14 protein-coding genes and 1 tRNA gene are annotated in these 15572 nt (G+C 66.3%); 11 read left to right on the top strand and 4 right to left on the bottom strand.

From position 1 onward, the window contains the following. Positions 1-23 precede the first annotated feature (23 nt). The 8 genes from AADV74_RS05350 (at position 24) to AADV74_RS05315 (ending at position 5157) form a co-directional block, all read left to right on the top strand. The gene (locus tag AADV74_RS05350; protein ID WP_056163061.1) at positions 24-236 is read left to right on the top strand and encodes a hypothetical protein; all 213 of its coding nucleotides are present in this window, start codon (positions 24-26) and stop codon (positions 234-236) included. A 23-nt stretch (positions 237-259) separates the two neighbouring features. Next, entirely contained in the window at positions 260-859 is a 600-nt protein-coding gene (gene nadD / locus AADV74_RS05345) for a nicotinate-nucleotide adenylyltransferase (RefSeq protein ID WP_342112458.1), read from the top strand. Next, positions 856-2295: a hypothetical protein gene (locus AADV74_RS05340; RefSeq protein ID WP_342112457.1), complete on the top strand. Its 1440-nt coding sequence runs from the start codon at positions 856-858 to the stop codon at positions 2293-2295. Before nadD ends, AADV74_RS05340 begins: the two co-directional genes overlap by 4 nt. A 40-nt stretch (positions 2296-2335) precedes the next feature. Further along, a complete protein-coding gene (rsfS, locus tag AADV74_RS05335; RefSeq protein ID WP_055911696.1) occupies positions 2336-2713 on the top strand; it encodes a ribosome silencing factor in 378 nt (125 codons plus the stop codon). A gap of 75 nt (positions 2714-2788) precedes the next feature. Continuing rightward, positions 2789-2864, top strand: a tRNA-Ala gene (locus AADV74_RS05330). Positions 2865-3028: 164 nt separating this feature from the next. After that, entirely contained in the window at positions 3029-3196 is a 168-nt protein-coding gene (locus AADV74_RS05325) for a helix-turn-helix transcriptional regulator (protein ID WP_342112456.1), read from the top strand. Positions 3197-3573: 377 nt separating this feature from the next. Continuing rightward, positions 3574-3987, top strand: coding sequence for a CBS domain-containing protein (locus AADV74_RS05320; RefSeq protein ID WP_342112455.1), 414 nt, complete (start codon positions 3574-3576; stop codon positions 3985-3987). Positions 3988-4440: 453 nt separating this feature from the next. Beyond that, positions 4441-5157: a TIGR00266 family protein gene (locus AADV74_RS05315; RefSeq protein ID WP_342112454.1), complete on the top strand. Its 717-nt coding sequence runs from the start codon at positions 4441-4443 to the stop codon at positions 5155-5157. A gap of 25 nt (positions 5158-5182) precedes the next feature. Here AADV74_RS05315 and AADV74_RS05310 read toward each other — a convergent pair whose 3' ends face one another. The 3 genes from AADV74_RS05310 to AADV74_RS05300 form a co-directional block, all read right to left on the bottom strand. Then, positions 5183-6124: a CPBP family intramembrane glutamic endopeptidase gene (locus tag AADV74_RS05310; RefSeq protein WP_342112453.1), complete on the bottom strand. Its 942-nt coding sequence runs from the start codon at positions 6122-6124 to the stop codon at positions 5183-5185. A 115-nt stretch (positions 6125-6239) separates the two neighbouring features. After that, positions 6240-7214, bottom strand: coding sequence for a CPBP family intramembrane glutamic endopeptidase (locus tag AADV74_RS05305; RefSeq protein WP_342112452.1), 975 nt, complete (start codon positions 7212-7214; stop codon positions 6240-6242). A gap of 520 nt (positions 7215-7734) precedes the next feature. Next, positions 7735-9522, bottom strand: a complete 1788-nt coding sequence (locus AADV74_RS05300; protein WP_342112451.1) for an alkaline phosphatase family protein — start codon at positions 9520-9522, stop codon at positions 7735-7737. A 197-nt stretch (positions 9523-9719) separates the two neighbouring features. Between AADV74_RS05300 and AADV74_RS05295 the strand changes: the two genes are divergently transcribed. The 3 genes from AADV74_RS05295 to AADV74_RS05285 all read left to right on the top strand — a co-directional run bounded on the left by AADV74_RS05295 (position 9720) and on the right by AADV74_RS05285 (position 14722). Continuing rightward, on the top strand, positions 9720-11021 hold the full coding sequence (locus AADV74_RS05295) for an alpha/beta hydrolase (RefSeq protein ID WP_342112450.1): 1302 nt from the start codon (positions 9720-9722) through the stop codon (positions 11019-11021). Positions 11022-11027: 6 nt separating this feature from the next. Next, positions 11028-13604, top strand: a complete 2577-nt coding sequence (locus tag AADV74_RS05290; RefSeq protein WP_342112449.1) for a phosphatidylglycerol lysyltransferase domain-containing protein — start codon at positions 11028-11030, stop codon at positions 13602-13604. A 227-nt stretch (positions 13605-13831) separates the two neighbouring features. Then, a complete protein-coding gene (locus AADV74_RS05285) occupies positions 13832-14722 on the top strand; it encodes an EamA family transporter (RefSeq protein ID WP_342112448.1) in 891 nt (296 codons plus the stop codon). 26 nt (positions 14723-14748) lie between these two features. Here the strand turns inward: AADV74_RS05285 and AADV74_RS05280 are convergent, their stop codons facing one another. Continuing rightward, positions 14749-15498, bottom strand: coding sequence for a GntR family transcriptional regulator (locus AADV74_RS05280; RefSeq protein WP_342112447.1), 750 nt, complete (start codon positions 15496-15498; stop codon positions 14749-14751). Positions 15499-15572 lie beyond the last annotated feature (74 nt).

Here is a 15572-nt window from a genome sequence, read left to right as displayed (position 1 = left end):
TTCGTCCGCAAAAGGAGAAACACATGACGTTCCTGACCACAGTTCTCGCTGAGACCGAAGCCGCGTCGAGCAGCTTCCCGACGATCATCTTCGGCGCGATCGCGCTCGTCGTCTTCGCCGCCCTCGGCTTCGTGGTGTGGAGCTTCCGCGACGTGGCGAACCGGCACGCGGTGAAGGCCGACGCATACGCTGCGGCGCATGGTGGCGGCCACGACGCTCACGGCGGCGGGCACTGACCGGAATCGGCTGAAGCCGACTCATGAGTGAGCCTTCGCGCCGGCGCCGGGTGGGCGTCATGGGCGGAACGTTCGACCCCATCCACCACGGTCACCTGGTGGCTGCGAGCGAAGTGGCGCAGTCCTTCGACCTCGATGAAGTCGTCTTCGTGCCCACCGGGCAGCCCTGGCAGAAGGCCGCGGTCTCGACCGGAGAGCACCGCTACCTCATGACCGTGATCGCGACGGCATCCAATCCGCGCTTCACAGTGAGCCGCGTCGACATCGATCGAACGGGCCCGACGTACACGATCGACACCCTGCGCGACATCCGTGCGGCACGTCCCGAGGCCGAATTGTTCTTCATCACCGGAGCCGACGCCATCGCGCAGATCCTCACCTGGAAGAACGTGCACGAGCTGTGGGAGCTCGCGCATTTCGTCGCTGTGAGTCGCCCGGGACACGACCTGAGCATTTCTGGATTGCCACAGGCGGACGTAAGCTTGTTGGAGGTTCCCGCACTTGCGATCTCATCGACCGCCTGCAGGGAACGGGTCAACCGGGGTTACCCGGTCTGGTATCTGGTACCCGATGGCGTGGTCCAGTACATCTCGAAGCACCATCTGTATCGGAGTGCGGCATGACGACGTGGCAGGATCAACCGCCACTGACGCGCAGACAGGCGCGTGAAGCGGAGCGTTCGCAGGAGAGCGCTGCTTCGCCGAGCCCACTGACTCGCCGCGCGGTCACCACCGAGCCGACAGCCGGTGGCGAAGCCCCCCAGCTCGTCACTCCCTACACGGGCACCATCGACACCATCGGTACGAATAACGCCGACGGCAGCGGCGACAGCACCGACGCCGCCGACGAGAAGAGCGACTACGACGCGCTGTTGTCCGGTCGCCCCGCAGTCCCCAACTACTCCGGCTCGTCGTTCGCGGCGGGGAGCCTCACGAGTGCTCCGCCCGCGCCGCCTCAGGCTCCCGCCGAGGTCGCTCCGAGCGAGGCGCCCTCCTTCACCACCCCGGCCGCAGCCACGACACCCGAGTTCCGTCAGCGTTCCTACGCTCCGGGTGGCTCCGCAGGCCTGCAGGCTGCGACGGCGGCTCCGGCATCCGGTGCCGACTCGATCGACGCCGAGACGGATGCCGCAGTCGAGTCCGACGGCACTCCGATGCGCACCCTCACTCGACGCGAGCTGCGCGCGATGCTCGCCGAGCAGGAGGCCGCAGCCGCAGCCGAGTCAGCCATCGAGGTCGTGGTGTCGACGCCGACCGCTCAGCCCGAAGCCGAGCCGACGGCATCCGACACCGGACGTCGCGTCACCTGGTCGCCGCCGGTCCCAGAGTCCGAGGCCGAGAATCGCCCCGTGTGGGAGACGGCGCAGACTGGGTTCTCGCTTCCTCCCACAGTCGCCGTGCCCGTGGTTCCGTCCGCGCCCGCGCCCAGCGCGCTGATCGCCGAAGTCCCCGCACCGGCCGCCGAGGCCCCCGCTCCGGCTGTCGTCGTCGCGCCTCCCGTCGCCTCGCCGTTCGACTTCGGTCATACCGACGACGTGCTGCCGCCGAAGCCGGTCGGCCACTGGTCGATCGACGCAGACCATGAAGACGACCGAGACGTGACCGGTGCGCAGCCGTCGTTCGACCAGCTGCTCTCCCGGGGCATCGCCGCCGGCGGCGTGTCGGCCGGGGGAGTGCCCACGACCACGAGCGCCCTCATCCTGCCGTCCATCCCGCAGAGTGGCGACGGCGCCGTGGCACTCACCACCGGCGAGGTGCTGGTCACCGGATCGTTCGACCTCCCGCGCAGCCTCGGCTCGACGGGCGCCCACCCCGACCGCGTCGACTCGTCCGAGATCGATCGTCTCTTCGAACTCGAGGATGCCGGTCCCGCGACCGGCGCCCAGCCGATCCGCGCCTCTCGCGCCGTGAGCGGCCAGACCTCGACGCGAGACGTCATCCAGCCTCCGCAGAAGCAGAGCCGCTGGACCGTCCCCTTCATCCTCTCCATCTCTGCGGGCGTCCTCGCCGTTGGCGTCGTGGCCCTCATCATCGCCGGACTCGTGTCCGGCATCTTCTGATGCGCCGACAGCGCGTCTCTTCTCATCAAGGAACCTCTTCATGCCTGCCACCGAACGCGCCATCGAGCTCCTGAACATCGCCGCCCGCGCGGCCGATTCCAAGTCGGGTGAAGACCTCGTCGGTCTCGACACCTCCGGCCCGCTTCCGTTCGTCGACGCCTTCCTCATCGTCACCGGCAACTCGGAGCGCAACGTCGTCGCCATCGCCGGCGAGGTCGAGGACGAGCTGCTCGCCGCCGGAGTGAAGACCATCCGCCGCGAGGGCCGTTCCGATGGACGCTGGATTCTGCTCGACTTCGGCGACATCGTCGTGCACGTCTTCCACCAGGAGGATCGCCAGTACTACGCGCTCGAGCGCCTGTGGAAGGACTGCCCTGTCGTGCCCCTCGAACTCCCCGTGCACGACACGCGCGACTGAGCCCGCTCGATTTCACACCGCCTCGCGAGTGTAGTAATCTAATCAAGTTGCTTCCGGAGGATTCCGGAGGCGAACGGGTCTGTGGCGCAGCTGGTAGCGCACCTGCATGGCATGCAGGGGGTCAGGGGTTCGAGTCCCCTCAGATCCACCAAAACCCCTGATGAACGTCTAGTTCCTCAGGGGCTTTTTCGTTAAGAACTGGCCTGTGGGGCCTTTTTGGGGCCTTTTTGAAATCGGTCCCGGTCCTCGATGCGATCCACATCGGATCACATCAGACAGACACGAAACAGAATCTGTGCCGCACTCATAAGGAGTATGAGCACATCCATTCCGAACACCTATCCGCCCGCTCGCTTCATCGAAAGCCTCGGGGATTACCTCACCGTCGACGAGCTTGCGGAGTACCTGCAGCCTTCCAAGGAGACGATCTACCACTGGCGTCTCGAGGGCACAGGACCGAAGGCGACGAAGCTCGGCAAGTAACTCCGCTACAGCCGAGCGAACGTCGAGGCCTGGCTCACGTTGCGAACGGACCGACGGTGATCGGCTCGGCCGCGCTCGTCTCCTCCAGCGGAGGACGATCGCAATGACACGCAGCAAACTAGAGCCCGGCTCGCACGGCGAGATCAGCTATCAACACTTGCCAGATGGTCGCGTGCGCGGAACAGTACGCTTCCGCCGCCTCGACGAGTGGGCGGAGTGGGCCCCGGTCTCCCGCGAACCTGAAGGCAAGGACGCGGCGAGAAAGGACGGGACCATGCTCGTAGCTCGATTGAGTCGACGCGCTGCTAGTGCTTGTCAAGCCCTCGGAGAGTTGCAGGAGCGGGGCATAACGTGACCGGATCACGAGAGGAACGATTATGCCCACAGCACGCGACATCATGTCTGCCGACCCCACACACATCGGCGAAGACGAGACACTGGCCGAGGCGGCTCGCCTGATGGCAGAACTGGACGTGGGCGCCTTGCCGATTTGGGGTGCCGACGACCAGTTGAAGGGGATGCTGACGGATCGTGACATCGTGGTGAAGTGCATCGCCCGCGGCGGTGATCCCACGCAGGTGACAGCTGGCGAGCTCGCAGATGGAATGCCAGTGACAGTACGAGCCGATGAGGATATCCGCGACGCGCTGACGACGATGCAGGACCATCAAGTCCGCCGTCTACCTGTGATGGACGGCCGGGAACTCGTCGGAATGATCAGCCAAGCCGATATCGCACTTTCCCTGTCAGCGACGGAGACGGCCGAAACGGTGGAGGCGATCTCTGAGTGAGTGCTTGGGGCTCTTGAAGCCGTACCCGCTTTGCGTCGCTGACGGTTTCGGCAACTTTGGGTAAGCCGATGAACAGGACCGCTAGGAACACGACAGGTGGCCGGCGACAAACGTCCGTACGGCCATCGATTGATCATCTCGAAGGAGTACGTCGCTGTAGTCGAAGAGTCAGCCGTCTTGAATCCAGTCGAACCCGCCTGCGGGCGGCCATCGGCGAGTAGTAGCAGTGGATGATTGAGAACCCGGCGGTCAGTGAGCGAGGGCACTGGTTCGGCTGAGGTGGTCACCCGGCACCTCGTCTCGGTATGGCGTCTAGCGGCGAGGTTCATCCATAGCGAGGTAGCCCCATGCAACTAACCAGGGAGTCAGAGCTGTTTGACGTGATTGTGGGAGTCACCTTCCTGGAACTCAACGTGTGGCTCAAGTTGCGGGATGGCGTCTATGTTGTATCGCATGAAGTCGACTATTGCGGGTACGACCATGCCGATCCTCGAGCTCACGCTTGAGGCGGGGGAGAAGATCGTGGCCGAGGGTGGTGACGTGGCCTGGATGTCGCCCGGCTTCGCCCTGGACACCTCGACCGTGCACGGCACCGGTGGCCAGGGCGGATTCATGAGCGGCCTGAAGCGGGTGCTCGGTGGTGCCCAGCTGTTCCTCACCGAATACACGGCGCCGGCGCAGGGCGGTCTGCTCGCGTTCGCCGCGCAGTTGCCGGGCACGATCCGGCAGCTGGACATCGACGCGGCCGATTCGTTCATGGTGCAGCAGGGTGCGTATTCGGCAAGCACCGCCGGTATCGAGGTGTCCGTGGGACTGCAGCAGAAACTAGGGGCAGGCATCTTCGGCGGTGCGGGCGTGATCTTCCAAAAGCTGGCCGGCAGCGGCACGGCGTGGGTGCAGCTGGCCGGTGAGATCACCGAGTACGAGCTGCCTGCCGGTCAGTCGTTGCTCATCCACCCCGGACACCTGGCGATGTTCGAGGCCGGCATGAACCTGGAGTTCACCTCTGTCAAGGGCATCAAGAACAAGTTCTTCGGTGATTCGCTCTTCCTCGCCGAGATCCGCGGCCCCGGCCGGATCTGGTTGCAGTCGATGTCTCCGGCGAAGCTCGCTGCAGCCATCGAGCCCTACCTGCCCGACCGTTCGTCGAACTCAGGCAACAACTCCTGACGACAGCAGGTGCGCGGGCTCCCTTTCAGTGCTTCGCGCTTTCCTGCTCGAGCACGCCTTCAGGGCGAGCCGTTCGTGTTCGGTCCCAACCCCGATAGACGAGGAAAGCGGCGACAGCGGCGAGCCCGAGCACGAGATCGGCAGGCAGGCTCGCCTCGGTTCCGAACTCGCCGCCGGTGAGCCAGTCGGGCGCTCCCTCGCTGGGTGCCAGGAAGATCGCCGAGGCGGTGTGCGGGGGAAGCCCGCTGACGGGAATGCCGTACAGGTTGCCCATTGCGAAGTTCCAGCCGGTGTGGATGCCGATCGCGATCCAGAGGCCACCCTGGCGGAGCACGACGAACGTCACGAGCAATGCGAAGAGGAAGATGCTCGCAAACGCGAACGGTTTCGTCGTGACCCCGTGGAAGAGCGTGAACACCACGGCGGGAAGGAGGACGGCAATCCATCCTGGCAGCGCCACCCCGCTGCTCTGAAGCATGAATCCACGGGTGAGCGTCTCCTCGGTGCCGCTCTGTACGAGGACGAAGACAAGCACGAGGAGCAGGATCGGCAGGCCAGCGAGCCCTGAAATCGCCCCGGTGGGAGGACTGGCGAGCTGGTACGCCCCGATCGACCAGAGGAACAGCGTCGGAATCGAGTTCAGCACCACTCCGGCGACGAGACCGACGAGCAGGGTGAGAATGCCTCGCCCCGAGCGTCGAAATCCGAGAGACGTGATGCGGCGTCGCTCGAACAGCCACACCCAGACGAACAGACCGAGGAGGCCGGCCCCGAACGTCACCGCTTCCTGCAGCTGCGCCTCTGGCGTGCCCGGCCCCACCTTCCACGTCTGCAGGAAGACCGCTCCAACGATTCCGGGAAGGACGAGGATGAACACGACCAGTACGAGGACGTAGGACAACCACCATCGCGTGACCCGCTTGCCGGTCGTCGCATCCTGCACGAACGGGGTATCGCGAACAGACATCCGTCTCAGACCTCCAGGTTCATGCATGCGCCGTAAGCGCTGTTCGCTTGGACGGGTGTTGTTGCTATTCCGCCGACGCATCGCGATTCTCGGAGCTGTGCCCCAAAGGGCCTGCTCATGCAGTCACGCCGATGGGGCGGGGAACCGCATTCTCCTTGGCTCGTCTCCGTTCGCTGATAGCGAGCACGATGAGGAGGATGAATCCTGTCGCGATCACAATGTATGTGCTCAGGGTGGGCAGCAGGCCGAGAAGGCTGTCGGATGGGTAGGTGCCGTGGAGGAGGATGGTCGGGTCGGTGCTGGCGTGGACCAGCATCGGGGCGATCAGGGTGCGGGTGACCCGGAGGATCAGGTACATGCAGATGCCGAACGCGAATGTGTACACGATCTGCAGCAGTGTGACTCCGAGGCCTTGAGTGGACGTGAACAGGTTGGTGAAGTGCAGTGCGGCGAAGATGCCTGCAGAGGCCACAGCGACGGCGATTTCGCGGTGTCCGGCTTTGCGCATCATGTTGACGACGAACCCGCGCGTGACGAGCTCTTCGACGAAGCCGACGAACAATCCGGTCAAGAGCCAGGTGAACACAAGCGGCAGCCCGGCCTTGGCGTAGTCGATGCTCAGCAGCGCGGCGACGTTGATGAGCAGAACCACGATCAGTGCGATCCACATCCACCTGCGTCCAGGTAGCTTCTGCCGGGCGAACAACTCTCGTAGCCACCCCACGGACGCAGCGAAGAGAACCAGGAGGACGCTGGTGATGATGATCGGGAGTGCCGTGTCGAGGAAGACGTCGGTCGCGCCGCCCTTCTCCCCGCGCATGTCGTCGGTGAAGACGAGCCCGAGCAGGAAGCCGATCAGCTCGTACACGCCCAGGTAGACGGCCGCGAGCAGTACTGCCCGCCAAAAGCCGCCGCGATCCCAAAAACGTTTCCATCCGGAGGACTGCTCGGTCATCGCAACTCCATTCAACTCAGTGATTGGGCTTGCGACTCGAACGTCACGTCCCCCGCGTCTCGTCCCCAGAACTTTACAGACAAGAGCGTCCAAAGGTGCAGCAACTTGACCTGAACCTCGGGCCAACTTCGGCATACCCGGTCCCTGAGGGAGCGGCATGGCGGCTAGGCCTGCGTCATGAACGCGAGTTCGACGACCCAGCGTGTCTTCCGCTTCTCAGTGCGGGGTCCGTCAGGTAGAACTCACAGCGCGACGCGAACACCTCCCCGCGGGCGTCCGGACAGGAGTCCAGGGTGAGTCCTTGCCCTTTGCACCCGTGCAATCGCTTGTTCGCCGCCATCGACATGGCTCGATAGGCCAGCACCGCGTAGCCGCCGGCAGGAACCGCTCCGGCCTGCACCCTGTCATCGGCGGCTGCGCTCTCAGCCACGGCCCCGACCTCGATGTCCATGAGGTCGGTCAAACCGACGATATGCAGTCGCAGGAATAACGGTCCTGACCGGTGCACGTCCTTGCTCCGATAGCCACCCGATCAACTCCGCCAACAGCCGGTCGCGATTGGAAAGCCTCGTGCGGAATGGGATCCCTCCGGGGATCATCGCCCTGTCGGGAGTAGCACGTCCTTCACCAGGCGAGCGAGTGAGCTCTTCCGAAGCTAGTCGCCGCCCTCGCCGAACAAGCCGACGCCATAGGTCTGCAGCAGCTCGAAGGCCTCGCCGAAGTTCGTCGGATCGAGTTCGTCGGGCCTGCCGTACTTCGCGAGCAGCAGTCCGAGCAGTCCGCGGGCTGGCGGGCTCAGCGGCTTGTCTCTGTGCGCGTTGCCCGGATGCGGCTCCGTCGCCTGCGGGTTCGGGGGGATGTACTGCGGGATCGTCGACGGCCACGTCCGCGGGTCGCGCGGTTGGGAGAGGTTGACGGCGCTGAACAGGTCGTTGGCTCCGGCATCCCGACGCGTCAGCGGGCGGAGTCCGTGCAGCCTCGACAGGGTCGCGATCACCGAGCCGTGGTGCATCTCGTCGTGGATGACGGTGCCGGCGCGGGTCCAGGCCGAGATGGCGATCGCCGGCACGCGGCATCCGAGGCGGTCGAATCCGAAGTCCATCTCCCCGGGACCGTTCGTGTCGGGCGGAACGGCGGATGGCGGTGGCACGTGGTCGTACGTGCCACCGTGCTCGTCGAAGGTGATGAGCAGCATGGTGTTGAGCGCGTTCGAGCCGCCCTTCGTCGCGCTGTCCTTCACCGCCATGTAGATCTGGTGGATGAGCGCCTCTCCCGCCCTGACGTCGGAGATCGCGCTGTCGATGATCGTCTCGCCGTTCACGCTGCTCTGACGGAATTCGCCGAACGGCGGGTGGAAGTCGTTGTGGTTGTAGGTCATGCGCGGCTCGATGAAGGAGTACTCGGGCAGCTCGCCGTTCTCGACGTCGATGTAGAACTGCTCCATCAACGCGAAGTGCCCAGTCTTCCAGTACTTCTCGAGCACAGGGGCGTGCAGCACTCCGGTGAACGAGACGAGCTGCATCGCATCGAAGTAGATGCGCCAGCCGATCTTCTTGTCCTCCAGGCGGTTGAAGATCGTGTCGGACTGCTCAGAATCGAGCCACTTGTCATAGCCGCCGTGATCCTTGTTCGTCACGAACCCGTGCGATGTGGAGGCGTGGAAGAACGAACGGTTGCAGAAGGTCTGCGATGGCACTGCGCAGTGCCAGGCGTCGAAGACGGCGAAGTTCTTCGCCAGGGTCGACAGCACCGGCAGCATGTCGGGGGTGAAGGAACCCATCACCCGGCCCTGCTCCTCGATGGTCGGGTACGCGCCCTTCTTGATCGTGTTCCAGTTCACGATGTAGTCGCTCACGAAGCCGTCCATTGTGGGATTTCCGGTGTGCTCCGGCGCGTTGAAAGGCGCCTGGATCTCGTTGTCGAGCAGGTCGGCGTTCGCAGCGGGCAGGATCGTGTTGAACAACTGGGTGTTCACGTGCGGGAAGTGCTCGCCGGGATCGGGGTTGGGCATCCCCATGATCTCGTCGGTCGTGCCCGTGTACGGGTGGGCCGGGATGATTGTGCCGTCGGGGCTCGCGTTGGAGTAGTCCCCGAACGCGAGCCCGTCGAACTGCTCGCCGTCCGGAAGGTCGTTTGCGTTGTAGAGGTAGCCGAGCAGGTTGTCGAAGGATCGGTTCTCGCCCATCACGACGATGAGATGTTCGAAACCGGCCTTCTGCTGCGGGTCGTAGGCGGTGAAGTCGTTGAACGTCTCGTCGACGCCAGCCTGATGCCCCACGGCGCCGCCGACCGCGCCGCCGGCTGCTCCGCCCACGACGACGCCGGCGGCCGCTACGCCTCCGGCTTTGAGGAATGACCTTCGACTGGTTCCACGCGGGTCGTCGGCACCCGGGTCACCTGCGGGCGCCGGTTCCGGATTCGCCCTCTTCCGCTTTCTCGACATCGCTGCCCCCTTCCGTCTTTTCTAGCGCACTCGGACGGGATGGGACGCATAACGATCGGGGCCAAGGCGCCTCAGCCAGACCCTATTCGTGGTCGTGATCTTGGGTGGTGGTCACTTTATGCGAGTTCCGAATGATACCCATACAGTGAGAACACGCGGCCGGCCGGTCGCACTGACCGCTCGTGAAGGTGGGTCGCGTGGACTGGCTGCTCGACGTCGACATCGTGGGCGGTGTCGCGTTCTGGGCGCCGTGCCTGCTGTCGGCGGCAGCGCTGCTCGTTCTGCTGGTGCGACGCCCGACCCGACGCTGGGTCATCACGGCGGCATCCGCTCTGCTGATTGGAGTGCTGCTCGGCCTGCTTCTGGTCTGGCTCGCCGTCGGTGTGCTCGGCGCCTTCGGCGGCCCGGTGAACACCGCCACCTGGGCGTGGGTGCCCGCGTGCTTCGGCGGCATCCTGCTGGCCATCGTCAGCATCGCCCGGCCGCCGCTCTGGCGCCGCGTCGTCGCGATCGTCGCCATCCCGCTGTTCGTGCTGACGACGGGGCTGATCATCAACGCCGCCTACGGCATCACGACCACGGTCGGCGCGGTGTTCTTCGTGATCACAACCCCGAGCATCGCCGTGATCCCGCCGACGGATGCCTCGGCCGACGATCCGGCAGAACCCGTCGTCGAGACCTGGACCGCACCGGCCGACCTCCCGCAGCACGGCCGCTACGGCGTGATCGACCCGCCGATCCCGAACGACGTGTCGGGCTTCGACGCCCGCGGAGCCCAGGTCTACTACCCGCCGGCCGCCCTCGTCGCGGATGCGCCACGCCTGCCCGTCGTCATCATGATGATGGGCCAGCCGGGCAGCCCGGATGCCGCCATCATCGCCTCGGTGCTCGATGGCTTCGCCTCGCAGCACGACGGGCTCGCCCCGATCGCCGTCGTCATCGACCAACTTGGGGACCCGCTCGCCGACCCCCTCTGCCTCGACTCGAGCCGAGGTCAGGCCGAGAGCTACATCATGGACGACGTCGTTCCGTGGGTGCGCGACACCCTCGGCGTGCTGCGGGAGCGCACGGATTGGGTCGTGGCCGGCTACTCGAACGGCGGCCAGTGCGCGGCCTACCTGGGCTCCAAGTACCCCGAGACCTTCGGCAGCATCCTGGCGGTGTCGCCTGAGGAGTTCGCCGGCGAGAGCGACCGGGCTGCAGTGCTCGACGAGGTGTTCGGTGGCGACCGGGAAGCGTACGACGCCGTGAAGACCACGACGATCATGGGCGAGGGTGACTATCCGGACACGAGGGCGATCTTCACGGTCGGGGCAGACGACCCCGGTTACGTCGACGACACGAAGAGGCTCGCGCGGGCGGCATCCGGAGCCGGCATGGACACGACCTTCGTCACGATCCCGTACGCCGATCATGGCCGCAGCGGCATCGTCGGCGGGTTGACTGCCGGATTCGACCTGCTGGCCGCCAGACTCGGATTGGCCGCCGCGAGAGGATGACGACCCATGAATGAGAGCAGACCCACGGATGCCGCATCCGGCGACGCGGCTTCGCCGATCGGGCGCCTCCCCGCCGCAGGACGCCTGGCCCGGCGCTACTTCACCCGAGTGCCCGTCAGCATCGCGTTCGCCGTCCTGCTGATCGCCACTGCGATCATCTCCGGCACGATCGCCGGCCACCCGTCGAAGGCGACGCTTGATGCGTGGGCTGCCGGCGTGCTGACGACGATCGGCCAGGCGCACTGGTGGTCTCCCGTCACGGCTCTGTTCATCCCGTGGGATCCGTTCCAGCTCGTGGCCGGCGTGATCGCCTCGCTGACACTGCTCGGCATCTCGGAACGCCTGATGGGCAGCCGCCGCGTCGTGCTCGCCTTCCTCGTGACCGGCGCCCTGGGCGTGAGCATCGGCGTGCTGCTGCAATGGGCGGGCAGCCTCGCCGGCGAGTGGTGGGCGCTCGGAACCTCGATCGATCTCACCCTCGACCCGCTCACCGGCATCACCGGCGCGCTGCTCACGGCGAGTGCTTTCGCCGGGGTGTTCTGGCGTCGCCGCATCCGTGTCGTCAGCTTCGCGTTCATCCTCGTGTTCGTGCTCTACGACGGCGACTCGTCGAACGTGTACAGGCTGAACGCCGCCGTGCTCGGGCTGTTCCTCGGTGCCCTGCTCACCCGCGATGCCTCGACGCTGCGCGCCCGGCGAAGTTCGAAGGCCGAGGCGCGCACGCTCATCGCCACGGTCGTGGCCGTCACGGCCATCGGGCCGATCGTCGGGATCGTGAACCCCAACGGCCTCACCCCGTTCTCCCTCCTCTCGACGCTGTTCGACCAGCGCGCCCCGGTCACGCAGTCGCAGCTCTCGGACTGCGCCTCGACGGCCGCGACCACGACGGACATCACCGCGGCCTGCAAGGACGCGTTCATCGACGCCAGCGCCAGCGGGCCTGGTCCGTTCCTCCTCACCTTCGTCCCCCTCGCCCTGCTCCTCGTCGCAGCCTGGGGCCTCCGCCGTGGCCGCCGCTTCGCCCTCTGGCTGGCCATCGCCGTGAACGTCGTGCTGGTGCTCATGGCCTACTTCTCGTTCGACATCGTCACGAGCCTGCAGGATGCCGAGGCCGCCGGGATCGCCGGCTGGGACCTGGGCGAACTCATCGTGTGGGCGGCCGCGGCCCTCCTGCTCCCGATCGGCATCCTCGTGGTGCTGTGGCGTTCGCGCCACCTGTTCACGGTGAGGGCGTCGGATGCCGCGTACGTGAAGTTCACGCTCTGGACGCTGCTCGCCCTCGCCGTGCTGGCGACCGTGTACTTCGTGCTGGGACTTGTGGGGCTGGCGAGCTACCAGCCGGCGGCATCCGTTCTCGATCTCGGAATCGACACTCTGAAGCGCTTCCTGCCGACCCAGTTCGTGGCGAGCATCGACCCCGTCGTCGTGCCGCGCAGCGACATCGCTTATGTGCCGTACCAGTCGGTCGGGGTGGTGTTCTGGATCGTGTTCATCGGCGGATGCATCCTGCTGATGCGCGACACCGAGACGCGCAACCGGGCGACGGACCACGCGAAACTGCGCGCCCTGCTGCACAGCGGCGGCGGCGGCAGCCTCAGCTTCATGGCCACTTGGCCCGGCAACACCTACTGGTTCACCCCATCGGGCAGTGGCGCCGTCGCGTACCGGGTGATCAACGACGTGGCCATCACCCTCGCCGATCCGATCAGCCTGCCCGAGCACGACGAGGAGACCATCGACGGCTTCGTCGCGTTCTGCGACGAGAACGGGTGGACACCGGTGTTCTACTCGGTGCATCCGCGAGTCATGCCGCTCTTCGAGGCACGCGGCTGGCAGAGCATGCCCGTCGGCGAGGAGACGATCCTCGATCCATCGCGCTTCGAGCTCGCCGGCAAGCCGTGGCAGAAGGTGCGGCAGGCTCTCAACCGCGGGGTGAAGGAGGGCATGACGGCGGTCTGGACGTCGTGGGACGAGCTGCCGTTCGCCTTCAGCGCCCAGATCAACGCCATCTCGGAGGCGTGGGTGTCGGAGAAGAGCCTGCCCGAGATGGGCTTCACCCTCGGCAGCGTCGAGGAGCTGCGCGACCGCGACGTGAAGCTCATGCTCGCCGTCGACACAGACGAGCGCGTGCAGGCCGTGACGAGCTGGATGCCGACGTACCGCGATGGAGTGCCGATCGGCTGGACGCTCGACTTCATGCGCCGCGCCGACGGCAGCATGAACGGAACCATGGAGTTCCTCATCGCCTCGGCGGCACTGCACATGAAGGAGCAGGGCGCCACGCTGCTCAGCCTGTCTGGTGCGCCGCTCGCGACCAAGCCGCTGGCCGCAGGAGAGAACCCGCCGGCCCCGACGGCGATGACGCGGATGCTCGACCTGCTCGCCCGTACCCTGGAGCCGGCCTACGGCTTCTCGACGCTGTTCCGGTTCAAGTCGAAGTTCAACCCGCGCTACGAGACCATCTCGATGGCCTACCCCGATCCCCTGGCACTGCCGGCGATCGGCGTGGCGATCGGCCGGGCCTACGTGCCGAACGTCTCGCCGCAGGAGGCCGTGGCGCTGGTGCGCACACTGGCGGGGTGAGGGCGGTCGCAGCGTCACCGGGGGTTGGATCGTCGAAGTTGCGGCAGAGCGAGCGACGGTAAGGCAACGTGTTAGCGTAGGTGCCGATAGCGCCTAGGGTTCCGGGATCGAGAGGTCCGACTGGTCCGAGCGGCGCCACGGTCGCCGCCAGTGGGGGCCGTCATCTGACAGGACAAAAGCCCGGAGGACCCCGTTCGTCGCGCCCGCGACGCACCGAAGGGTCTCTCGTGTCGTCTCTCGCTCTCGTCCTTGTTCTCGCCGCAGCCGTCTGCCATTCGGCGTGGAACATCCTCGCCCACGGCGTCAGCCGCATCGGCCTGCCGTTCCTCTGGTGGGGCGCTCTCGCCAGCGCCGTGATTTGGCTGCCACTGGTTCCTATCACCGGCGGGATCGGTTCTGGCGGCGTCGGCGGCTTCGTGCTCGGCGTGGTCGTGTCTGCCGTGCTGCATTGCGTCTACATGCTCGTGCTGCAGCGCGGCTACTCCACCGGGATGCTCTCGACGGTCTACGCGACAGCCCGGGGGACAGGACCCCTCGTTACCGTCGTCGTGGCCGTGCTCGTGCTGGGGGAGCGGCCGTCGGGGTGGGCGCTTGTCGGCATCGCAGCGATCCTGGGCGGCGTCGTGGCGATCGGGCTCCTCGATCGACCGGTCGCGGATCAGCGCGTCGGCGCGCGAATCCCGGTGCGGCGGCACCGGCTCGACCCCGCGGTCGCCTGGGGCATCGCGACCGGGGTCGCGATCGCGGCCTACACACTCTGGGACGCGAACGTGGTGCGGGCGTGGGATGTGTCCCCTGTCGCCTTCATGGTCGGATGCACCGCCGGGGAGATCGTGCTGTTCTCAGCGCTGCTCGGCCGGCGGGCGAGAGAACTCGGCGCTGTCTGGCGGGCGCACTGGGTGCGCATCCTGATCTTCGGCTTGCTGTCGCCGCTGTCGTACATCCTGGTGCTCTTCGCCGTGACGCTCGCTCCCGTGGCCCTCGTGGCTCCTATGCGCGAGGTCAGCGTGGTGATCGTCAGCGCGTTCGGCGCCCTCGTGCTGAGAGAGGGCCGCGGGGGATGGCGGGTCGCGGCATCCGTCATCGTCGTCGCCGGGGTGGTGCTGATCGGGGCGTGAGCGTCAGCCCGCCGCCTACTCGTCGGTCACTCGCCGACGGGGCGGATGAAGTGCTCGCCGGAGATCGCACGGCCCGACGCCGACACCGTGAAGCGCACGATGTCGCTGCGGTACCTGTCGTCCGATGCCTCGAACACGCGGCCGTCGGCGCGCCGCGTCACTCGGCGCAGGCGCAGGATCGGCGAGCCGGCCTCGACCTCGAGGAGCTTGCTGTCGAGCTCGTCGGCAGCCACCGCGTCGATCTCGTGATCGACCTCGGAGTACGGGTGGCCGCGTTCGGCGAGGTACTCGGTGATGGAGACGGTGTCGAGGTCGACGTCGAAGAGCACCCGGCCCACCTCCTCGATGAACATGAGCCGCTCGAGCATCGTCGGACGGCCATCGAGGAGTCGAAGACGGATGACCTCGACGACGATGTCGCCGGTCTCGATGCCGAGCATCTCGGCCTGGTCCTCGTCGGCACGGCGGAGAGCGACCTGTTGGGTCAGAGCGCCAGGAGTCGCACCCATCTCGCGCGCCCACTTCGTGAACGGGATCGACACGTCGACGGCCTGGTGGGCCTTGCGCCTAACGACCTTGCTCGGCCGGCCCCGAGTGGTCTCGATGAGGCCTTCGCGACGGAGCTCGGCCAGTGCGTTGCGGATGGGGCCGCGCGAGGTGTTCCACTGCTGCGCGAGTTCGCCCTCAGTCGGAACGTCGTCGCCGGGGGCCAGTTCGCCCGTGGAGATGCGCTGCCGGAGGTCATCCGCGATCTGCTTGTATACACCGAAGGTCACATAGGCACACTACATGTACAGATGACGCCAGCGGGCTACGCCACCTGCTGTTCATATAAGCCTAAGTAGGGTGA

This window comes from Leifsonia stereocauli (assembly GCF_038432415.1).
Taxonomy (GTDB): Bacteria; Actinomycetota; Actinomycetes; order Actinomycetales; family Microbacteriaceae; genus Orlajensenia; species Orlajensenia stereocauli.
Note: the sequence above shows the minus strand (reverse complement) of the source record. Positions and strands in the feature narration are given on the sequence as shown.

Coding starts and splice junctions, on each gene's coding strand:
- AADV74_RS05320 (WP_342112455.1), top strand. CDS start 3,574: ATGCCCACAGCACGCGACATCATGTCTGCCGACCCCACACACATCGGC.
- AADV74_RS05350 (WP_056163061.1), top strand. CDS start 24: ATGACGTTCCTGACCACAGTTCTCGCTGAGACCGAAGCCGCGTCGAGC.
- AADV74_RS05315 (WP_342112454.1), top strand. CDS start 4,441: ATGAAGTCGACTATTGCGGGTACGACCATGCCGATCCTCGAGCTCACG.
- AADV74_RS05305 (WP_342112452.1), bottom strand. CDS start 7,214: ATGCCGAAGTTGGCCCGAGGTTCAGGTCAAGTTGCTGCACCTTTGGAC.
- AADV74_RS05325 (WP_342112456.1), top strand. CDS start 3,029: ATGAGCACATCCATTCCGAACACCTATCCGCCCGCTCGCTTCATCGAA.
- rsfS (WP_055911696.1), top strand. CDS start 2,336: ATGCCTGCCACCGAACGCGCCATCGAGCTCCTGAACATCGCCGCCCGC.
- AADV74_RS05340 (WP_342112457.1), top strand. CDS start 856: ATGACGACGTGGCAGGATCAACCGCCACTGACGCGCAGACAGGCGCGT.
- AADV74_RS05310 (WP_342112453.1), bottom strand. CDS start 6,124: ATGTCTGTTCGCGATACCCCGTTCGTGCAGGATGCGACGACCGGCAAG.
- AADV74_RS05300 (WP_342112451.1), bottom strand. CDS start 9,522: ATGTCGAGAAAGCGGAAGAGGGCGAATCCGGAACCGGCGCCCGCAGGT.
- AADV74_RS05290 (WP_342112449.1), top strand. CDS start 11,028: ATGAATGAGAGCAGACCCACGGATGCCGCATCCGGCGACGCGGCTTCG.
- nadD (WP_342112458.1), top strand. CDS start 260: ATGAGTGAGCCTTCGCGCCGGCGCCGGGTGGGCGTCATGGGCGGAACG.